The sequence below is a fragment of the Streptomyces atratus genome (genome assembly GCF_014648655.1).
Taxonomy (GTDB): Bacteria; Actinomycetota; Actinomycetes; order Streptomycetales; family Streptomycetaceae; genus Streptomyces; species Streptomyces atratus.
On the sequence record NZ_BMRN01000018.1, the window covers coordinates 117,093 to 136,434 of the forward strand.

Here is a 19,342-nt window from a genome sequence, read left to right on the forward strand (position 1 = left end):
GGCGCATGACCGGAACACCTTCGCTGACAGAGCTGACCTGGGCGCGCGGATTCACGGACCCGGCCTGGGTCCGCCGGCACACCACGTCCGGCCGCGAGACCGTGCCCAGCCGACGCGTGTGGCGCGGCAGGACGCAGCCGCTCGACGTACCCTGCGCACTGCACGATCTCGAAGCGCTGGAGTTCACCACGTCCGGCGGACGATCACTGACCCTGTCAGCGCTCTTCGCCGCCGCCCAGACGGACGCCTTCCTGGTCATGCACCGCGGCACCGTGGTCTACGAGCGCTACCTGCACGGATACGAATCCCACGTGCCGCACTTCAACGCTTCGGCGGCAAAGTCGTACATCGGCCTCCTGGCAGCGATCCTCGCGGACCAGGGGCTGCTCGACCGCGACGCCCTCGTCACCCGATACGTCCCCGAACTCACGGGGACAGCGTTCGGAGAGGCACGGGTCGACGATCTGCTGCACATGGGCACCCTGATGAGCTACGCCGGCCGGCCTTTCGACAAGGCGATCGAGGCCCAGCGGTACTTCGCCATCCTCGCCCCGCAGTTGCGCCCCTACGGCTACAGCGGCCCCGCCAGCATCCGCGAACACCTTGCCACCGCCCGGGCCACCGGCAAGCCCGGCACGGAATTCCGCTACGAGAACGGCAATGTCGAGGCCCTCGCGGAAGTCCTCCGCCGCGTCACCGGCATCAGTACGTCCGCGCTGCTCAGCGAGGTGATCTGGTCCCGGCTGGGGGCGGAGGAGGACGCCTACTACATCCTCGACCCCGAAGGAACCGAGGCGGCGTGCGGCGGCTTCAGCGCGACCCTGCGCGACGTGGCCCGGCTCGGCGAGATGATCCGATGCGGCGGCGCCGTCGGTGACCGTCAGATCGTGCCCGAAAGCATCGCCACGACGATCGCCACCGGCACCCCGGACGGCTATCCCCGTCGGGTCCGCTTCCCGGCGGCACCCCCGGACTCACCCGCTACGCTCTCGTACCACGACCTCTGGTGGATCCTGAACGATCCCTACGAGTCCTTCATGGCCAGCGGCATCCACGGACAGCGCCTGTTCATCTCCCCCAAACTGGACCTGGTCATCGCGCATTTCGCCTCCCAGGTCATGTCGCCCTCGGTCCCCCCGGCGCCGCTGGTACAGGCCTTCATACGGATCGGCACCCACCTCGACGCCGGGATCTGAAAGGCGCTCCGCCTGCTCGGCCGACGAAGGTCAGGTCTGGCGCAGGGGTGCGTACGCCTCCCCCTGGAGTCCGAAGGTCCAGGCCACACCCTCCTTCGCGGTCCTCGTGCCGGGCGGCACCCGGAGCCAGTAGGTGCGGTGGGTTCCGTCCGGCTCCGGGGTGGAGTTGACGACCTCGACCATCACCACGTCCTCGTCGCCGACCAGCGCGATCCGCCAGAGGATGCCCGTCTCGTCCCGATGGACCGGCTCGGCGCCCGACTCGGTGAGGTAGCGGTCGTAGCCGTAGAACTCCAGCATCACGCGGCGCAGTTCCGCGTTCTCCTCCTCACGTATCCGCTCGGGGGTCAGGGAGTTCAGTTCCGCGAGGAATTCGGCGGGCACGGGCATGCCCCGCCAGGCGTGGAGCGCGAAGCCGTCGCGATAGGCGAGCGCCGGGCCGTCCCCGCGGTCGAGCCGGCCGGCCTCGTCCCGGTGGAGCGCTTCTGGGCGCTCGCTGATCACCACCACACGCTCGTACGGCCACCACCAGCCCGCGTGCCTCGCGACCTCGGCCAGACCGTCAAGCCGCTCGCCCCGGCCGTCGAACGCGGCGAGCCAGGCCGCATCGTGCTGGCCCAGGACCGCGTCGAGGAGCACCAGCCGGACATCGGACTCGTCCTCGGGCCGCTCCGTGAGGTCCGCGACGACACCGGCCCTGATCCGCTCGGCGAGCGCCGCCGTGGTCTCCCAGAGCTGCGCCCCCGTGGCGGACCACAGGGCGGACCAGCCCGCCGGCCCCAGCTCGTCGTACATCCGGCGCCGCTCCTGCGCCCAGGGACGGGTCCGTACCTCGTCACGCACCGAGCGTCCGGCGTCGACGAGCTTCTCGACCGCCTCCACTGCGGCCCTGGGCGACTCGACCCAGACGATCCGCTCCGGCTCGGCAAGTCCTGCGCTGCGGTAGGCGAGCCGCAGCCCGTCCTCGGCCGCGGCCCGGTCCGCCGCGCCGGTCGCCGCTGCCACGGCCCGCCATGAGTCCACGTACTGCATCGGTCTTCCCCGTCCCCTGATTCTGTGTCGGTCGGTGTTCCGCGTCGTGCGGTGTCGTGCGGTGTCGTGCGGTGTCGTGCGATGTTCCGTAGGGCCTGCTCCGGGGCCGCGCAGTGCTTCGGCTCGGACCGCTGCTGGGATCCGCTTCTCCGACCTGCTGCCGCCCGGGCGGGCCGGGGCGCGTCAGTCCGCGACGATGCGGACCGCCCCCGGGGCGTACTCCCGCTGGCGCACCACTCGGTACCAGCCCTTCGACAGCGGTATCGCCGCGTGCTCCTCGTGAACCACCCGCCCGCCTTCGGGGAGATGGAGCAGCATCGGCCCGAAGGCACCCGCCTCGCGCATCAGCCGACCCGGCCCCTGAACCGCATGGGCATGACCGGTGACCTCGCCCAGCGCGAGGATCATCCGCCCCCGGCCGTCCCTCGGTTCACCCGGCGCGTCCACAAGATGCGCGGGCACCGCCGACTCCTCCAACGACACGATCAGTACATCGCCCTGCCGGTACACAGACGTCTCCCCTCGATGGCCGCACCCGCTGTGCCGGCCACGAGGAAAACGCTAAGGGGAGGGTCTGACAATCGACCGGCGACCGGCCCCCACGGGTGTCGGTGGACATGTCACGGACGGTCCCCGGTCGCGCCGTTGTCAGTGCGGCTTGATAAACCTTGCGGACATCAGCCGTCCCCCAGTACCAGGAGCCCAGGGTCATGTCCGGTGTGGACCATCTGCACGAGTTGCTCGGCCTTCCCGCTGTCGACTTCCAGCACGCGACGAAGGAAGCACCGGTGCAGGCCGCCGATGCGGCGGCCTGGCGCATCTCGGTCGATCCGTACGACGACGAGTGCGAGATGACCTGGGAGGAAGCGTTCCAGGCGTTTGTGACAGCGGTCGACCCGGCCGGTGTGCGGGCGCTCATCATCGGTCAGTGGGGCGAGTCCTACGAGGAGACCTCGTCCTACCCGATCGATCTGGTCATCGCCGCGGCCGACCGGCTGACCTCGCTGGAGGCCGTCTTCGTCGGCGACATCACCCCGGAGGAGAACGAGATCTCCTGGATCGAGCAGTCCGATGTCACCGCACTGCTGACCGCGTTCCCCGGCCTGCTGGAGCTGGGCGTGCGCGGCGGCACGGATCTGGTCTTCTCCCCCACGAAGCACGAGCGGCTGCGTTCGCTGACCATCGAGACCGGCGGCCTGCCGGTCGGAGTGATCCGCGGCATCCTGGACAGCGAACTGCCCGCGCTGGAACGGCTCGACCTCTGGCTCGGCGTCTCCGCGTACGGGGGCGACGCCGATATGGCGGACCTGGCACCCCTGCTCTCCGGCTCCCGCTTCCCCCGCCTCCACCACCTCGGTCTGCGCAACAGCGAGGTGCAGAACGAGATCGCGGCGGCTGTCGCGAGTGCCCCGGTCGTCGCCCAGCTCCGTACCCTCGACCTGTCGCACGGCACGCTGGGTGACGAGGGCGCGGCGGCGCTGCTGGACGGCCAGCCGCTCACCCATCTCGAACGGCTGGATCTGCACCACCACTTCATGACCGAGCCGATGGAGCGCCGGATCACTCAGGCGCTGGAACCCCATGGGGTGCAGGTCGATGTGTCGGAGCGCGAGGAGCCCTGGGGCGGTCGCGGTGCCGAAGGCCGCTACACCGCGATCTCGGAGTGATGCGCATGGCTGACATCGAACACCCGGAGACCTTTTACGGCCTGCCCGTCCTGACCCTGCCGGGACCGGACCAGTCGCGCACCGACCCTCTCCCGGCCGCCGATTCGGTCGCGTGGCGGCTGGAGAGCGCCTGGCGGGACGGACTGACGTTCGCCGCGCTGTGGCAGCACTTTCTCGACACGGTCGACACTTCGCGGGTGCGGGCTCTGCTGATCGGTCCTTGGTGGCAGGAGGAGTACGAATCCTTCGCACCCGTCGTCGAGCTACTGGCCGGCCATGCGGACCGCTTCCCGGCCCTGAAGGCGCTCTTCCTCGCCGATGTCGTCAGCGAGGAGTGTGAACTGTCGTGGCTTGAGATGTCCGACATCACCCCGGTGATCGAGGCGTTCGGACCGTTGGAGGAGTTGACGGTACGGGGGTGCGGCGAGCCGATCGACGGAAAGGAGACGCTCGGCCTGCGGCCGGTGCGGCACAAGGCGCTCAAGTCGCTGCGGTTCGAGTCGGGCGGACTGCCGTCCGGCATCGTGCGGGCGATCGGAGCGTCGGAGCTGCCCGCGCTGGAGCACCTCGAACTCTGGCTCGGTGTAACCGAGTACGGCGGGGACGCAACGGTCGAGGACCTCGCCCCGTTGCTGTCGGGTGCGGCGTTCCCCGCGCTGCGCCATCTGGGGCTGCAGAACAGCGAGATCCAGGACGAGATCGCGGCCGCGGTTGCCTCCGCCCCGGTCGTCGCCCAGCTGGAGTCGCTCTCCCTCGCGATGGGAACCCTGGGCGACGAAGGCGCAACGGCACTGCTCTCGGGCCAGCCGCTCACCCACTTGACCTCACTGGATCTTCACCATCACTACATCAGCGACGCGTTGGTGGACCGCCTCAGGAGCCTGCTCGGTTCCGGCCGGGTGAACGACGAGATCCATGAGGTCGAGTACTGGGACCCGGAAGAGGACGAGGACCGCTATGTCGCCGTCGCCGAGTAGTACGGGAGGCCCGGCGCCGCGCTTCGTCGTCGTGGGTGTGCCCGGCAACCGGCGAGTTTCGCTCTTCCAGGACGCCGTGCGCGCCGCCGGGCTGCCGCCCGCGCGGGTCGTGCCCTGGCTGGACGTCCTGCGCGGTGAGGCCGCCTTCCGGCCGGGCGAGACCGTACGGATGGACTCGCCCGGTGAGGACGCCGAGGTGGAGCGGCTGCTACGGGCGGTCGCCGATCCGGCCAGGGTCGAGGGAACCGCCCTGTGGTACGCCCGGTTCACCTCGGCTGTACGGGCAGTGGCGCGAGCGGCGGCCGCTTCTGGTGCCGTTCTGCTCGACGACCCCGGCGACGTCGCGGTGCTGTTCGACAAGCGGCTCTGCCATGCCGTGCTGGACGGCGCCCGAGTGCCCGTGCCCGCGTCGCCGACCTCGGGAGCCGCGGCCCCCCCGGTGCGTGACTGGGCGGACGTACGCGGCCGGATGGCGGCCCATGGCATCCCCCGGGCCTTTGTGAAGCCGGCGCACGGTTCGTCCGCCTCGGGTGTCCTGGCCGTGGAGACAGCCGGTCCCGGCCGGGTCAGAGCAACCACATCGGTGGAGCGCGACGCGGCCGGCCGGCTCTTCAACTCGTTGCGGGTGCGCCGCTGTACGACGGAGCGGGAGGTCGCGGCGATCGTCGACGCACTCGCACCCGACGGGCTGCACATCGAGCGCTGGCTGCCCAAGGCCACCCAGCGCGGCCGCGCGGCGGATCTGCGGGTCGTGGTGGTGGCCGGCCGCGCCACCCATGCCGTCGTGCGCACCAGCCACTCCCCCATGACCAATCTTCACCTCGGTGGCGAGCGCGGAAGTCTCGACGATGTCCGTGCGGCCGTCGAGGCCGCGGGCGGCAGCTGGGCCGAGGCCCTGGCCGTGTGCGAGCGGGCAGCGGCCTGTTTCCCGGACACGCTGTGTGTGGGCGTCGATCTGCTGCCCGCGACCGGCTGGCGGCGCTTCGCCGTCGGCGAGGTCAACGCCTTCGGCGATCTGCTGCCACGGCTGACCGGACTTCCCGGCAGCGGCGCCGAGGGCCTGGACACCTATGCGACGCAGGTCGCCGCCGTACTGAACAGAGCAAGGAACCACCGTGCAACCGCCACTTGCTGACACCGCGCCCGCCCTCGCGGACGCCCGGAACCCCGACATGAGCGAGATCGTGGGCAGCCACGACCTGCTGCTCATCACCCTGGACACACTGCGCTACGACGTGGCGGCGGAGCTCGCCGCCGCCGGACGCATCCCTCATCTGGCGCGCCATCTGCCGGACGGCGTCTGGGAGAAGCGGCATGCGCCCGGCAGCTTCACCTACGCCTCCCACCAGGCGATCTTCGCGGGATTCCTGCCGACACCGGCCGGCCCGGGGCCGCACCCCCGGCTGTTCGCTGCGCGTTTCGCGGGCAGTGAGTCCACCGCTTCGGGCACCTTTGTCTTCGACACCCCCGATCTGCTGTCCGGCCTCGCCGATGCGGGCTACCGCACGGTGTGCATCGGCGGCGTCGGTTTCTTCAACCGGCAGGGACCGCTCGGTTCCGTACTGCCCGGCATGTTCCAGGAGAGCCACTGGGAACCGGAGTTCGGCGTCGCTTCGCCCACTTCCTTCGAGGCGCAGGTGGCCCGTGCCGAGCGGGTCGTCGCCGAACTCCCCGCCGAGCAGCGGCTGTTCCTGTTCGTCAATGTGGCCGCCATGCACCAGCCCAACTGGTTCCACCAGCCGGGGGCCACGCGCGAGGCGGGCGATTCCCGCGCCACCCATGCCGCCGCCCTGGAGTACGTCGACGCCCACATCGGCCGGCTGTTCGCCGCCGCGAGCAGCCGCCGCCGCTGTTTCGCCATCGTCTGTTCCGACCACGGAACGGCGTACGGGGATGACGGCTACACCGGTCACCGGCTCGGTCACGAGTCCGTCTGGACCGTTCCGTACGCGCACTTCTTCCTGGAACCGGGGACCACCGCACCATGAGCCGCACCACGACCGTCTCGCAGACCACCCGCCCGTATCAGAGCTATGTCTACGCCTACCCGCACAAGACCGCCTATCGGCCCCTGGCCGACCGGCCGGCGTTGCGCGCGCTGTGGGCGGGAGAGCGCAAGGACGCGCTCTCGCTCTATCTCCACATACCCTTCTGCGAGGTCCGCTGCGGCTTCTGCAATCTCTTCACCAGGATCGGCGCGCCCGACGAGCTGACGACCCGGTATCTCGATGCCCTGGACCGGCAGGCCACCGCCGTCCGCGACGCGCTGGGCGACACCGACCCGGTCCGGTTCGCCGCGGCAGCGTTCGGCGGGGGCACTCCCACGTTCCTGACCGCGGCGGAGCTGGAGCGGCTCTGCGACATCGCGGAGAAGCGGATGGGTGCCGATCTGCGGTCCGTCCCGCTGTCGGTCGAGACGTCGCCGTCGACGGCCACGGCCGACCGGCTGGCTGTCCTCGCCGACCGCGGGACGACCAGGATCAGCATCGGCGTGCAGAGCTTCGTCGAAGCCGAGGCGCGTGCCGCTGCGCGACCGCAGCGCCGCGCGGATGTGGAGGCGGCGCTGGACCGGATACGTGATGCCCGCATCCCGATCCTGAACATCGACCTGATCTATGGCATCGACGGGCAGACCGAGGACAGCTGGCGCACTTCGCTGGACGCTGCGCTCGGTTGGCAGCCGGAGGAGCTGTATCTCTATCCGCTGTATGTCCGCCCGCTGACCGGTCTCGGGCGGCTCGGCGCCGACGGCGAGACAGCCGCGGACGCCGCCTGGGACGAACAGCGGCTGCGGCTGTACCGCACGGGCCGGGATCATCTCCTCGCCCACGGCTACGAGCAGGTGTCCATGCGGATGTTCCGCCGCGCCGACGCCCCGCGGACGGACGGCCCCGACGACTACGCCTGCCAGACCGACGGCATGATCGGGCTGGGGTGCGGCGCCCGTTCGTACACCTCGAAGCTGCACTACTCCTTCGACTACGCGGTGGAGATGCGTGAGGTGCGGGCGATCATCGACGGCTACACCGCGACCGAGGACTTCTCGCGCGCCGAGGTCGGACGGTACGTCGACGGCGACGAGGCGCGCCGCCGCCACCTCCTGCAGTCCGTCCTCCAGGCCGAGGGGCTGCAACCCGCCGACTACCGGAAGCGGTTCGGTGCCTCCCCGGCCGACGACTTCCCCGCTGAACTGGCCCGGTTCGATGCGCGCGGCTGGCTCGACACGACGGCCGGGGCGTCCGGCCCGCTGCGGCTCTCCCCCGAGGGCCTGGCCCACTCCGACGCGCTGGGCCCCGAACTCTTCTCCCCCGGCGTACGGGCCGCGATGGCCGCGTACGAACTGAAGTGAGCGCGCCCATGGACCTGACCATTCTCTACCGCGGTCCGCTCGCGTCCTGCGACTACGACTGTCCGTACTGCCCGTTCGCCAAGCGGCGCGACAGCCGGGAGCAGCTGCGCGCCGACCGCGCCGCGCTGGAGCGGTTCATCGCGTGGGCCGCGGCGCAGACCGGCGACCGGATCTCGGTCCTGTTCACCCCGTGGGGCGAGGGTCTGGTCCGCTCCTGGTACCGGCGTGCGCTGGTCGAGCTGGCACGGCTGCCGCACATCGGCCGGGTCGCGATCCAGACCAATCTCAGCACCCGTACGGGGTGGCTGGCCGAGGCGGGGGACGCCGGCCGCGAGAAGATCGCGCTCTGGTGCACGTACCACCCGGGTCAGACGCCGTACGAGCGGTTCCTCACCAAGTGCCGCGAGCTGACCGCGCTCGGCATCCGCCACAGCGTCGGTGTCGTCGGTCTCGACGACCATTTCGACGAGGCACGGCGGCTGCGGGCCGCCCTGCCGGACGAGGTCTATCTCTGGGTGAACGCCGCGGAGGGGCAGACCTATACGGACGAGGAAGCGGATCGCTGGACGGGCCTCGACCCGCTCTTCCCGTACAGCCGGCATCCGCACCGGTCGGCCGGGCTGCCCTGCCGGACGGGCGAGTCGGTCATCTCGGTGGACGGCGACGGCACGGTGCGGCGCTGCCATTTCGTCCCGGCGGAGCTCGGCAACCTCTACGACGGGAGCTACCGGCGCGCTCTCGGCCCGCGGGCCTGTCCGCTGGCTGTCTGCGACTGCCACATCGGCTATGTACATCTGGAGACGCTGCCGCTGTACGACGTCTTCGCGGGCGGTGTGCTGGAACGGATACCGGCGTCCCCGTTGTCGCCCCTCGCCGGACGGGCCTGAACGTCCAGCCTGTCCGGCGAGCGAGGGCATCACGGTGACGGACGCCGCCTAGAGCGGCAGGAGGTCCGGCCGCTTCGCCTCGACATGGTCGCCGGAGGACTCGCCGCGCAGCCGCCGGCCGATCCACGGAACCAGGTACTCGCGCGCCCAGTGGATGTCGTCGCGCCGCACTTCGAGCGTGCCGCGCTGTGCCTGCGGGGGCCATTCCTGGTCGGGGTCGGCCGGCACATCGATGCCGAGGACCTGGGCGGCGCGCAGCGCGACCCTGGTGTGTCCCTCGGGTGACAGATGGAGCCGGTCGTCGTCCCAGGCGCGCCGGTCCTGGACGGATCGCAGCGACCACAGGTCCAGGACCGGGCAGTCGTAGCGGTCGGCGATGGACCGCACATGGGCGGTGTAGGTGGCGATCTTGCCGCGCAGATGACGCAGCACGGGAACGCCTCGGGTGTCGAAGCCGGTGGTGACCAGGACGGTGCCGACCGATTCGGTCAGCTCCGCGACCGCGCGCTCGAAGCGCTCGGCCACGTCGTCGGGGTCGGTGCCGGGCCTGATGATGTCGTTGCCGCCGGCGCAGAAGCTCACCAGGTCGGGTGCGAGCTCCTTGGCGCGCGGCACCTGCTCCTCGACGATCTGGTCGAGGAGGCGTCCGCGTACGGCGAGATTGGCGTACCTGAAATTCCCGTGAGCGGAGCCTTCGGTGCTCGTCCCCGCATCGGGGTCCGGGAGCTGGTCCGCGAGAAGTACCGCGAAACGGTCCGCCCAGCCGACGAAGGTTCCGTCCGGGCCGGGGTCGCCGACTCCCTCGGTGAAGCTGTCGCCAATCGCTGCGTACGACCCGATGACGCCATGTCGGTCGATGACGCCACGTTGATTTTTTCTCGAATCGTCTGCCACAAACGCTTATCCTGCATCGACGAATGTGACCTACGCGACCGTAATAAGGGGTTGACGGGTGGTGAGATAGACCACCCGGTCAGTTTTTGGTAAAGGGGGAATAAGCAGAAGAGGCGGTGCGCCACCGCGCACCGCCTCTTCTGTGTTACTCAGGTCATGCTTTGTTGCTCAACCGCCCGGCCGTTCGGCTCAGACGTAGATGCCGTGGGAAGCCAGGTACGCGATCGGGTCGATGTCCGAGCCGTACGCCGGGCCCGTGCGAACCTCGAAGTGCAGGTGCGGGCCGGTGGCGTTGCCGGTGGCGCCGGAGAGGCCGATCTGCTGACCGGTGCTCAGGACCTGGCCCGCGGAAACGGAGATCGAGGACAGGTGGCCGTACTGCGAGTAGCGGCCGTCGGCGTGCTTGATGACGACCTGGTTGCCGTACGCGCCGCCCCAGCCGGCGGTGACGACGGTGCCGGAGGTGATGGCCTTCACGCCGGTGCCGGTGAAGACGGGGAAGTCGATGCCGGTGTGGCTGCCGCTGGACCAGTTGGAGCCGGAGGCGCGGTACCCGGTGGTGTGGTTACCGGGGACCGGGTGGGCGTAGCCGGAGCTGTTGGCCTGGCCTGCCGGGGCGGAGGTCTTGGACTCCGTGACCGTCGAGACCTTGGCCGGGGCGGACTTGGCCGGGGCGGACTTCTCCACGACCGACGAGGGCACCGAAGAAGCCTTCGACGGGAGGGCCGCGCCCGTGCCGGCGCCGGTGGACGCGGCGTCACCCGACGCCTTGCCACCGAGCGTCAGCTTCATGCCCGGGAAGATCAGGCCGGGGTCTTCACCGACGACCTTGCGGTTGTCCTGGTACAGCTTCTGCCAGCCGCCCTCGACCTTGTGCTCGGTGGCGATCTTCGACAGGTAGTCGCCCGACACGACGGAGTACGTCGAGGTGGCGGCCTGCTTCTGCGCGACCGGCTTGGCCGGGGCGGCGTGCGTGGCGGCGGCGGCGGCCGACTGCGGCACGGCGATCGGGGCCGACTGCGGCGCTGCGTGGGCGCCGGTGGCACCGAGCAGCGGCAGTGCGATGACGGCACCACCGGCGCCTGCAGCGGCGACGCCACGGGCGATGGCGCTGGACTTCGTACGACGATGCTTACCCGATATGGGCATGACGTGCTTCCTCTCCGGCGCCTGCGAGGTGAGCTGTCGGGTTCGGGCTGGAGATGCCCGGCCACGCTGAGCGCGACTTCACCCCTAGCCGGCCGGACTTCTCCGATCGGCGGCCTACCTGGTTCCCCCGCTCCTGCCACGCGATGAGTGGGTGCGAATTCCGGACGGCGGCAGGATTAGGCGGTCCGTCCGGATTGACGGTGACCGTAAGCGAGTCGGGACGGCGATAACAAGCCACTGATTCCGTACCGGAATCCGCGCTCGGAAATCAGCGCGGAATTCCGGTCACACTCCGTGGATCAAGGATCTTGACTTTCCGCACCGCGCACGGAATACCCAACCGCCCCGCCAGCACACACCGTCACGGATATGATTCCGCTCACGAGGGAGCAACCATCTCCCGCAAAAATTGGGCGTATTCAGCCAAATTCACCGATTACGGACATACGGCGCCCGTCATGCGCGTCGCAGCCTCAGCACCCGCGCGTCGAGATTCCCCCGAAGCCCGGTGTGCAGCCCCTGATGCAGCAGTACCGAACCGTGGTGCACCGCCCCCGTGTCCAGGCAGGTGTACGTCGCCGCGGGGTCGATCCCGCGCAGCCGCAGGGCCGGGGGCCGCTCCCCGTACCTCTGTGCCTCCAGCCACATCAGGACCACGATCTCGTCCCCGTGGACGTACTGGACCGCACTGAGTCCGCCGCGCGGGGCGCGCAGCCGGTACAGCGCGCCGTGCTGCACCACCGGCCGGATCTCCTTGTAGAGATCCACCCAGTTCCGCGCCTCGGCCAGCTCCGCCTCGCTCCAGTCGGTGAGGTCCCCACCGACCCCGAGCACACCGGCCATCGCGCTCACGAAACGGAACCGCAGTGAGCTGCCCCTGTCGTTGAGCTGGACATTGGGGCTGTCGGTGACCCAGGCGGCCATCACCCGCGCCGGATGGATCTGGCCGAAGCCCTCCTGGATGGTGAGGCGGTCGAGCGGGTCGGTGTTGTCGGAGGTCCACACCTGGTCCGTACGGGACAGAATCCCCAGGTCGATCCTTCCGCCGCCGCCCGAGCAGGACTCGAAGGCGACGCAGGGGTGCGCGGCCCGGAGCCGGTCGATCAGCGCGTACAGGGCGTCCACGTGCTCGATCCAGAGCTTCTGCTGATACTCCTCACCCGGCCAGCCCGCGTCGGTGAAGCTGCGATTGAAGTCCCATTTCACATAGTCGACGGGCGTACTGGAGAGCAGTGTGTCCAGCTGCTCCCACAGATAGTCCTGCACATCGGTGCGGGCCAGATTGAGCACCAGTTGATTGCGGAACTCGGTCCGCGCCCGTCCGGGGAAATGCTGCACCCAGTCGGGGTGTGCGCGATAGAGATCGCTGTCGGCATTGACCATTTCCGGCTCGACCCAGATACCGAACTGCATGCCGAGTCCGTGCACTTCATCGGCGAGCGGCTTCAGTCCGCCGGGAAAGCGGTCCGGATTCGGCGTCCAGTCACCGAGCCCGGCCCGGTCGCTGGTGCGCTGCCCGAACCACGCGTCGTCCACGACGAACAGCTCGACGCCCATCGCGGCGGCGCGCTCGGCGAGGGCGCGCTGCTGCTCCTGCGAGATGTCGAAGCCGGTCGCCTCCCAGGAGTTGTAGAGCACCGGCCGCAGGCTCTGTGCGTCCGGGATCACATGGGCCAGCTGCCAGGCGTGCCAGGCCCGGCTCGCCCCGCCGAACCCCTCCGCACTCCACAGACCGGCGAAGACGGGGGTGGTGTACGACTCCCCCGGCGCGAGCAGCAGCAGCCCCGAGTCGTCGTAGCCGGCACCGCCGGTGATCTGTACGAGCCCATCGGGGAGCTGCTGTACCGAAATCCGCCACGACCCGGACCAGCCGAGCGCGCAGCCGTACACCTCGCCGCTCTCCTCGGTCGCCACACCGTCGGCGTCGAGTGCGACCCACGGCAGGTACTGGTGCCCGGTGTGGCCGCGCCTGCTGGAGATGACACTCTCGCCATACGTCAGCTCCGCCCGAGCAAGCTGCGACTCCGCCGCCCAGCGTCCGTGCAGTCGGCTCAGCCGCCAGCCGTCGCGGGCAGGCAGCGCCCAGGCTGCCGCGTCGGCGCGCAGCAGTTCCAGCGGCGGACCGTCCGGCCCGGCGTGGGCGACGGTGGCCCAGCGCTCGATCACATCCGAGTCGTCCCGCATCCGGTAGTGCAGGGTGAGGGCGAGCCGGTGCACCGAGTCGGTGAACCCGATACGGAGTTCGTCTCCGTCCACCGTGGCGTCGGCAAAGACCCACTCGGTACCGCGGACCTCGGGGGTGCGTACCGAGAGGGCCGGGCGGACGAACCGGGGGCCACCCTCCACGGGGTACTCCTCGCGGCCGTCGAGCTGGGACTCGAAGCCCCTGAAGGGTGGCTCCGGCGCTGCGGCCAGGGCCTCGGCAGCGGCAAGGGGAATCCGCGGCCCCCAGTGCAGATGGACCAGCTCGTCCCGCTCGGTGAGTCGCAGTGCGTAGCTGCTGCTCGCCCCGGTGAGCAGCCAGGTCCGGCCCTTGTCGCCAGTCTCGATCATCGCGTCCCCACATTCCAACAGTTCCGCACATCATCGACCATGGCCGGTGGGTGGGCAACGGCCTTGCGAGGAATTCACCGGGCGGATTCGCCGCAGGAGTACCGGGGTTGGCGGAAATATCGACAAGCAATGGCCGAGATGATTGCCTGAGGAATCAATGTCGTATCGTCGCGGGAGTGGCCTTGTCGGCGACTCGCGCCGGCGCCAGACACTCCAGGAGTCACTGTGACGCAGCAGTTGCCGCAGACCCCGTCGACGGAACCCGAGCTGGCGGGTGTCCGCAACTTCCGCGATGTGGGCGGACTGCCCACCGTGGACGGCCGGCGGGTACGGTACGGACGGCTCTTCCGTAGTGGCCACCTCGCGCACGCCACGGCCGAGGACGCCACCTTTCTGGGCGGTCTCGGTCTGCACACGGTCTTCGACTTCCGCAATGCGGCCGACCACCGGCTCGACGGCCTGGATGTGGAGCTGCCGGGCGTACGGAATGTGAGCATCCCGCTCTCCGACCCCGCCGACGGCGCCGAGTTCTGGCGGATGGTCCGCGACGGCGATCTCGACCAGCTGCGCTCGATCCTGGCCGACGGCAAGGGATCGAACCGGATGATCGCCTCGTACCGCGCGATCATCCGGGACCGTACTGCCGAACACAGCCGGGTTCTGCACGCCCTGGCCGAGGACAGCGTTCCCGCGTTGATGCACTGCGCGGCGGGCAAGGACCGGGCCGGCCTGTCGATCGCGGTGTCACTGCTCGCGGTCGGTGTCGAGCGCGACGCCATCGAGGCCGACTACCTGAAGTCGAACGACGCCCATCGCCGCTACAAGGTGCAGCGCAGCGACACCTCGGCGGACGGAATGTCGGCAGAGGTGATGGAGCTGCTCAATCCGCTCTTCGGCGCCCACGCCGACTACCTCGCCGCAGCCTTCGCCACCATCGAGGAGACCTGGGGCAGCACGGACCGCTACTTCTCCGAGGGCCTGAAGCTCGCACCCGGGACCCGTGAACAGCTGCGCGACCGGCTCCTCGACAAGGCGTAGCCACACCCGCCCGTCGGCGGTGGTCAGCCCTTGCCGGCCACCGCGAAGAGCAGGTAGAGGAAGGCCGCGAAGATGTGTCCGGCGATGAGATAGGCGAACAGCCGGATCACCACGCCGCGCGGAAACTTCCGCTCCTGGGCTTCGTAGTTCTTCTTGGACCCCAGCGGGTCGAAGTTCTCTGAATCGGACATGACAGTCCTCTCTGGTGACCGGACGGACCGGTCTCAGCGATGGTGGATGCCGCTGCCGAGACACAGCTCGGCGGCGGGGCTCTGCAGCAGGGTGTGGACGAAGAGCAGCTCGGCACCATCGCGGTCGACGGCCCCGATCCGGTGCGGGGTGAGCGAGTCGAAGTGCGCACTGTCACCGGGAGCGAGATCGTGCACGGTGTCCCCGAGCGTCACTCGAAGGTGGCCGACGAGCACATACAGCCACTCCTCACCGGGATGGACACGCACGAGATCACCCTGTGCGCCGTACGGAACCCGCACGCGGAGCGCCTGCATCGCCCGGCCTGAACCGCCGGCCCGCTGGTACATCCAGCCGTCGGCCTCGGCCCCCTCGAACTTCCCGCCGCGGATGATCGCCTCCCGTTCCGGGGGCGTCTCGCCGAGCAGTTCGGAGACTGTCGTACCGTAGATCCTGGCAAGACCGAGGAGCATCGGCAGCGAAGGCTGCCGACGGCCCGTTTCGAGCCGGGAGAGATGGGCGGGTGAGAGCCCTGCCCGCTGAGCGGCGGTCTCCAGGGTGAGACCACGGCTGCGGCGCAGATCGCGCAGGCGTGGCGCGACTCCGGGCAGCTCGTCGGCCATCCCTCCGTCTGGAGTGTTCATGTACCCATTGGGCCAGGAGCTTTCCTCTGAGGCAAATTTATTACCTCAGAGGCAAACCAGGAGCCTTGCCGGGCCCGCGGGGTCAGCGGTTGGCGACGGCCTGTTTCACCAGGGTCCTGCCGAAGTCCCACATCAGCCCGCCGCCGCTGTGCGCCTCGTCCATCACCGCAGTGAACGCCGTGACGAACCGGTCGACGTCCCGCTCCCCGATCACCAGCGGCGGAATCAGCTTGATCACTTCCAGATGATCGCCCGAGACCTGGGTGAGGATGCGGTGCTTCTGCAGCAGGGGTACCACCACCATCTGCGCGAAGAGGCCCTTGCGTGCCGCCTGCAGCATGGTCCAGCGGCTGCGCAGCTTCAGTGAAGACGGCCGGCCGAATTCGATGCCGATCATCAGCCCGCGCCCGCGCACCTCGTGCAGCAGCTCATAGCGGTCGACCAGTGCGGCCAGCCGCCCGCGCAGCAGTTCACCGGTGCGGCGCGCACCCGCGACGGTCTCTTCGTCCTCCATCACCGCAAGGACCGCGAGCCCGGCCGCCATCGCCTGGGCGTTGGAGCCGAAGCTCGCGGAGTGGACCAGGACCCGGTCCATCGACGAGTAGACGCGTCTGAAGATCCAGTCCTTGCCGAGGGTCGCCCCGACCGGCACATAGCCACCGGAGAGTGCCTTGGCGACACAGACCAGATCGGGTTCGACACCCTCCTCGTGCTGGTACGCGTAGAAGTCGCCGGTCCTGCCGAGGCCGGTCTGCACCTCGTCGGCGATGAGCAGTGCCTTGTGCTTGTGCAGCAGTTCCTGCGCGTCCCGCAGGAAGCCGGGCGGCGCGGCGTGGACACCCTTGCCCTGGATCGGCTCGACGACCAGTGCCGCCACATCACCGCGCTTCAGTTCACGGCGCAGTGCGTCGAGATTCCCGAGCTCGATGGCGGTGTCCGGCAGCAACGGTGCGAAGCCGTCCCGGAAGCCGCTCTCCCCGTTGACCGAGAGAGAGCCGGTCGTCAGCCCGTGGAATGCGTGGCTGCAGTAGAGAATCCTGGGCCTGCCGGTGGCGTACCGGGCGAACTTCAGGGCGGTCTCGACGGCCTCCGTACCGCTGTTGCCGAAGAAGACCCGGTCCAGGTGCGGGCTGTGCGTGAGCAGCTTCTCGGCCAGCAGCCCGGGCAGCGGTTGGCAGTCGAAGCGGGTGAGATCGGCAAGCGAGGCGTCCAGGACGTCGTGCAGGGCCTTGCGTACGACGGGGTGGTGCCGGCCGAGGCCCATCACGCCGAACCCGGCGAGCATGTCGAGGTAGTCGTTGCCGTCCGCATCCCAGAAGTGCGCGCCCTCGGCCCGTTCGTAGACCTTGTCGAAGCCGATGGTGTGCAGCATGCGGGGCAGCTGGTGGTTGAGGTATTTCGTGTGCAGCTCATAGCGCTCGCCGCCGCGCTCCGCGAGCAGCTGTGCCAGATCGAAGCCCTTGGGCCCGTCGTCCTTCATGCCCCGCTCTCCTCGGTCCTTGTCGCTGCTTCCTTGGCGGCCAGTGCGGCACTGATGCGCCCCGCGACCTCGACCGGGGTGAGCCCGATGTCGGCCAGCACCTCGGCGCGCTTGCCGTAGGCGAGAAACTGATCGGGGATGCCGAACGTCCGCAGCGGAACGTCGACCCCGGCATCCCGAAGCGCCTGCCCGACCGCCGAACCGACGCCCCCTGCCCGGCTGTTGTCCTCGACGACGGCGACCAGCCGGTGCCGTTCGGCGAGCGGGGCCAGCTGTTCGTCGACCGGCTTGACCCAGCGCGGGTCGACGACGGTGCAGCGGATGCCGCCGCCCGCCAGCAGGTCTGCGGCCTTCAGACAGACCGGGGCGAGCACACCGACGGCCACGAGCAGCACATCGGGGTCGTCCGCCCGGTGCAGTACGTCCATTCCGCCGATCCGGTCGATGGCCCGGATCGGCTCCCCCACCGACTCCTTGGGGAACCGGATCACGGTGGGAACGTCGTCGATGTCGACGGCCTCACGGAGCTCGGCGCGCAGTTCGTCGGCGTCGCGCGGGGCGGCGATCCGCAGCCCCGGGACGACCTGCAGCACGGACATGTCCCACATGCCGTTGTGCGAGGGTCCGTCGGGACCGGTGACTCCGGCGCGGTCGAGGACGAAGGTCACCCCGCACTTGTGCAGCGCGACATCCATCAGCAGTTGGTCGAAGGCCCGGTTGAGGAAGGTGGCGTAGACGGCGACGACCGGATGCAGTCCGGCGGTGGCGAGTCCCGCTGCACAGACCGCCGCGTGCTGCTCTGCGATCCCGACGTCCCAGACCCGGTCGGGAAACGCCTCGGCGAACTTCGTCAGTCCGACGGGGTGCAGCATCGCCGCCGTGATGGCCACGACATCCGGCCGCTGCGCGCCGATCGCGGCGATCTCGTCCCCGAACACCGAGGTCCAGGAGGCCGCTCCGGACGGGTCGAGCGGTGCGCAGGTCAGCGGGTCCATCGCGCCCACGGTGTGGAAGCGGTCGGCCTCGTCCCGGAGCGCGGGCGAGTAGCCGCGGCCCTTCTCGGTGAGGCAGTGCACCAGCACCGGGCCGTGGAAGCGTTTGGCCCGGTGCAGTGCGGATTCGACGGCCGCGATGTCATGACCGTCGATCGGCCCGACGTATTTGAGCCCGAGGTCCTCGAACATGCCCTGCGGGGCGACGGCGTCCTTGAACCCCTTCTTCGCGCCGTGCAGCGACTCGTACAACGGCTGTCCGATGACGGGCGTCTGCTGGAGCACGCCCTTGCCCCAGGAGAGGAAGCGTTCGTATCCGTCCGTGGTACGGAGGGTGGCGAGGTGGTTGGCGAGACCGCCGATCGTGGGGCCGTAGGAGCGTTCGTTGTCGTTGACCACGATGATCAGCGGCCGGTCCCTCGCAGCCGCGATGTTGTTGAGCGCCTCCCAGGCCATCCCGCCGGTGAGGGCCCCGTCTCCGATGACGGCCACGACATGATCGCTCCGCCCCAGCACCTGATGGGCCTTGGCGATGCCGTCGGCCCAGCCGAGGACGGTCGAGGCATGCGAGTTCTCGATGACGTCGTGCTCGGACTCCTCGCGGGAGGGATAGCCGGAAAGGCCGCCCTTGCCCCGCAGCTTGGAGAAGTCCTGCCGCCCGGTGAGCAGTTTGTGCACATAGCTCTGGTGCCCGGTGTCCCACAGGATGCGGTCCGCGGGCGAGTCGAAGGCCCGGTGCAGGGCGATGGAGAGCTCCACCACCCCCAGGTTGGGCCCCAGATGACCGCCGGTCCTCGCCACCGCCCGGACGAGGAACTGTCTGATGTCCTCGGCGAGTTCGTCGAGTTGTGCTTCGCTCAGCGCCTTGAGATCGTGCGGCCCCCGGATGTTCTCCAGAATCGTCACGCTCGGGCCCCCTCTCTGGTTCTTTTTCAGCTCACGGTGACGGCGGGAACCCCCGATGGTGTCCCTGCGTCTTCCATGCCCTCGGCGATCTTCAGGGCTTCTTCGATCAGCGTCTCGACGATCTTCGACTCGGGCACGGTCCTGATGACCTCGCCCCTCACGAAGATCTGCCCCTTGCCGTTCCCGGAAGCGACACCCAGGTCCGCCTCACGGGCCTCACCCGGACCGTTGACGACGCAGCCCATCACGGCCACCCGCAACGGCACTTCCATGCCCTCAAGACCCGCACTGACCTGATCCGCCAGCTTGTACACATCCACCTGCGCCCGGCCGCACGACGGACACGACACGATCTCCAGCCGCCGCTGCTTCAGATTCAGCGACTCCAG

At 69.5% G+C, this 19,342-nt stretch carries 17 protein-coding genes, 1 pseudogene and 1 riboswitch; of the genes and pseudogenes, 8 read left to right on the plus strand and 10 right to left on the minus strand.

The features are described 5' to 3' along the window. Positions 1-5 precede the first annotated feature (5 nt). Positions 6-1,196 (plus strand): serine hydrolase domain-containing protein, encoded by a 1,191-nt coding sequence (locus IEZ15_RS26095; RefSeq protein ID WP_189279620.1) that lies wholly within the window; start codon positions 6-8, stop codon positions 1,194-1,196. A 30-nt stretch (positions 1,197-1,226) separates the two neighbouring features. On the opposite strand, the gene IEZ15_RS26100 is transcribed toward IEZ15_RS26095, so the two are convergent. Together IEZ15_RS26100 and IEZ15_RS26105 are read right to left on the minus strand one after the other, a co-directional pair. Continuing rightward, positions 1,227-2,228, minus strand: coding sequence for a DUF6745 domain-containing protein (locus IEZ15_RS26100; RefSeq protein ID WP_189279621.1), 1,002 nt, complete (start codon positions 2,226-2,228; stop codon positions 1,227-1,229). A gap of 183 nt (positions 2,229-2,411) precedes the next feature. After that, positions 2,412-2,738 carry a DUF8820 family protein gene (locus IEZ15_RS26105; protein WP_114247858.1) on the minus strand — a complete coding sequence of 109 codons (327 nt, stop codon included), beginning with the start codon at positions 2,736-2,738 and terminating at the stop codon, positions 2,412-2,414. 200 nt (positions 2,739-2,938) lie between these two features. Here IEZ15_RS26105 and IEZ15_RS26110 point away from each other — a divergent pair, with 200 nt between their 5' ends. Genes IEZ15_RS26110 through IEZ15_RS26135 form a run of 6 tightly spaced genes read left to right on the plus strand, consistent with a single transcriptional unit; the run spans position 2,939 to position 9,108 of the window. After that, complete coding sequence (locus IEZ15_RS26110) at positions 2,939-3,895, plus strand: STM4015 family protein (protein WP_189279622.1); 957 nt, start codon at positions 2,939-2,941, stop codon at positions 3,893-3,895. A gap of 5 nt (positions 3,896-3,900) precedes the next feature. Further along, on the plus strand, positions 3,901-4,872 hold the full coding sequence (locus IEZ15_RS26115; RefSeq protein ID WP_189279623.1) for an STM4015 family protein: 972 nt from the start codon (positions 3,901-3,903) through the stop codon (positions 4,870-4,872). Continuing rightward, positions 4,853-6,007 (plus strand): STM4014 family protein, encoded by a 1,155-nt coding sequence (locus tag IEZ15_RS26120; RefSeq protein WP_189279624.1) that lies wholly within the window; start codon positions 4,853-4,855, stop codon positions 6,005-6,007. Before IEZ15_RS26115 ends, IEZ15_RS26120 begins: the two co-directional genes overlap by 20 nt. Before the next feature lie 37 nt (positions 6,008-6,044). Then, positions 6,045-6,860 (plus strand): STM4013/SEN3800 family hydrolase, encoded by an 816-nt coding sequence (locus IEZ15_RS26125; RefSeq protein ID WP_189279638.1) that lies wholly within the window; start codon positions 6,045-6,047, stop codon positions 6,858-6,860. Continuing rightward, complete coding sequence (locus IEZ15_RS26130; RefSeq protein ID WP_189279625.1) at positions 6,857-8,221, plus strand: STM4012 family radical SAM protein; 1,365 nt, start codon at positions 6,857-6,859, stop codon at positions 8,219-8,221. Before IEZ15_RS26125 ends, IEZ15_RS26130 begins: the two co-directional genes overlap by 4 nt. A gap of 8 nt (positions 8,222-8,229) precedes the next feature. After that, positions 8,230-9,108 carry an STM4011 family radical SAM protein gene (locus tag IEZ15_RS26135; protein WP_189279626.1) on the plus strand — a complete coding sequence of 293 codons (879 nt, stop codon included), beginning with the start codon at positions 8,230-8,232 and terminating at the stop codon, positions 9,106-9,108. 48 nt (positions 9,109-9,156) lie between these two features. Here the strand turns inward: IEZ15_RS26135 and IEZ15_RS26140 are convergent, their stop codons facing one another. From IEZ15_RS26140 to IEZ15_RS26150, 3 genes are all read right to left on the minus strand, one after another. Then, a complete protein-coding gene (locus tag IEZ15_RS26140; RefSeq protein ID WP_189279627.1) occupies positions 9,157-10,002 on the minus strand; it encodes an SGNH/GDSL hydrolase family protein in 846 nt (281 codons plus the stop codon). 189 nt (positions 10,003-10,191) lie between these two features. Continuing rightward, positions 10,192-11,151 carry a M23 family metallopeptidase gene (locus IEZ15_RS26145; RefSeq protein WP_189279628.1) on the minus strand — a complete coding sequence of 320 codons (960 nt, stop codon included), beginning with the start codon at positions 11,149-11,151 and terminating at the stop codon, positions 10,192-10,194. A 3-nt stretch (positions 11,152-11,154) separates the two neighbouring features. Then, positions 11,155-11,311: riboswitch (cyclic di-AMP (ydaO/yuaA leader) on the minus strand. Between the two features lie 296 nt (positions 11,312-11,607). Beyond that, positions 11,608-13,704 (minus strand): alpha-galactosidase, encoded by a 2,097-nt coding sequence (locus IEZ15_RS26150; protein WP_189279629.1) that lies wholly within the window; start codon positions 13,702-13,704, stop codon positions 11,608-11,610. A 225-nt stretch (positions 13,705-13,929) separates the two neighbouring features. On the opposite strand from IEZ15_RS26150, the gene IEZ15_RS26155 reads away from it, so the two are divergent. Beyond that, positions 13,930-14,742: a tyrosine-protein phosphatase gene (locus tag IEZ15_RS26155; RefSeq protein WP_189279630.1), complete on the plus strand. Its 813-nt coding sequence runs from the start codon at positions 13,930-13,932 to the stop codon at positions 14,740-14,742. 23 nt (positions 14,743-14,765) lie between these two features. Here IEZ15_RS26155 and IEZ15_RS26160 read toward each other — a convergent pair whose 3' ends face one another. The 5 genes and pseudogenes from IEZ15_RS26160 to IEZ15_RS26180 form a co-directional block, all read right to left on the minus strand. Then, positions 14,766-14,933 (minus strand): DUF6126 family protein, encoded by a 168-nt coding sequence (locus IEZ15_RS26160; RefSeq protein ID WP_164495316.1) that lies wholly within the window; start codon positions 14,931-14,933, stop codon positions 14,766-14,768. 33 nt (positions 14,934-14,966) lie between these two features. After that, positions 14,967-15,575: a helix-turn-helix domain-containing protein gene (locus IEZ15_RS26165; RefSeq protein WP_114247849.1), complete on the minus strand. Its 609-nt coding sequence runs from the start codon at positions 15,573-15,575 to the stop codon at positions 14,967-14,969. An 82-nt stretch (positions 15,576-15,657) separates the two neighbouring features. Further along, positions 15,658-17,055: an aspartate aminotransferase family protein gene (locus IEZ15_RS26170; protein WP_114247848.1), complete on the minus strand. Its 1,398-nt coding sequence runs from the start codon at positions 17,053-17,055 to the stop codon at positions 15,658-15,660. Continuing rightward, a complete protein-coding gene (gene dxs, locus IEZ15_RS26175; RefSeq protein ID WP_189279631.1) occupies positions 17,052-18,953 on the minus strand; it encodes a 1-deoxy-D-xylulose-5-phosphate synthase in 1,902 nt (633 codons plus the stop codon). The genes IEZ15_RS26170 and dxs overlap by 4 nt, the downstream gene beginning before the upstream one ends. Before the next feature lie 26 nt (positions 18,954-18,979). After that, positions 18,980-19,342 (minus strand): annotated as a pseudogene (locus tag IEZ15_RS26180) (flavodoxin-dependent (E)-4-hydroxy-3-methylbut-2-enyl-diphosphate synthase); the annotation flags it as partial.

Bases quoted from the DNA above. Each gene is read 5' to 3' on its own strand.
- IEZ15_RS26165 (WP_114247849.1), bottom strand. From the start codon at position 15,575: ATGAACACTCCAGACGGAGGGATGGCCGACGAGCTGCCCGGAGTCGCG.
- IEZ15_RS26095 (WP_189279620.1), top strand. From the start codon at position 6: ATGACCGGAACACCTTCGCTGACAGAGCTGACCTGGGCGCGCGGATTC.
- IEZ15_RS26170 (WP_114247848.1), bottom strand. From the start codon at position 17,055: ATGAAGGACGACGGGCCCAAGGGCTTCGATCTGGCACAGCTGCTCGCG.
- IEZ15_RS26130 (WP_189279625.1), top strand. From the start codon at position 6,857: ATGAGCCGCACCACGACCGTCTCGCAGACCACCCGCCCGTATCAGAGC.
- IEZ15_RS26120 (WP_189279624.1), top strand. From the start codon at position 4,853: ATGTCGCCGTCGCCGAGTAGTACGGGAGGCCCGGCGCCGCGCTTCGTC.
- IEZ15_RS26100 (WP_189279621.1), bottom strand. From the start codon at position 2,228: ATGCAGTACGTGGACTCATGGCGGGCCGTGGCAGCGGCGACCGGCGCG.
- IEZ15_RS26145 (WP_189279628.1), bottom strand. From the start codon at position 11,151: ATGCCCATATCGGGTAAGCATCGTCGTACGAAGTCCAGCGCCATCGCC.
- IEZ15_RS26115 (WP_189279623.1), top strand. From the start codon at position 3,901: ATGGCTGACATCGAACACCCGGAGACCTTTTACGGCCTGCCCGTCCTG.
- IEZ15_RS26110 (WP_189279622.1), top strand. From the start codon at position 2,939: ATGTCCGGTGTGGACCATCTGCACGAGTTGCTCGGCCTTCCCGCTGTC.
- IEZ15_RS26160 (WP_164495316.1), bottom strand. From the start codon at position 14,933: ATGTCCGATTCAGAGAACTTCGACCCGCTGGGGTCCAAGAAGAACTAC.
- IEZ15_RS26150 (WP_189279629.1), bottom strand. From the start codon at position 13,704: ATGATCGAGACTGGCGACAAGGGCCGGACCTGGCTGCTCACCGGGGCG.
- IEZ15_RS26125 (WP_189279638.1), top strand. From the start codon at position 6,045: ATGAGCGAGATCGTGGGCAGCCACGACCTGCTGCTCATCACCCTGGAC.
- IEZ15_RS26135 (WP_189279626.1), top strand. From the start codon at position 8,230: ATGGACCTGACCATTCTCTACCGCGGTCCGCTCGCGTCCTGCGACTAC.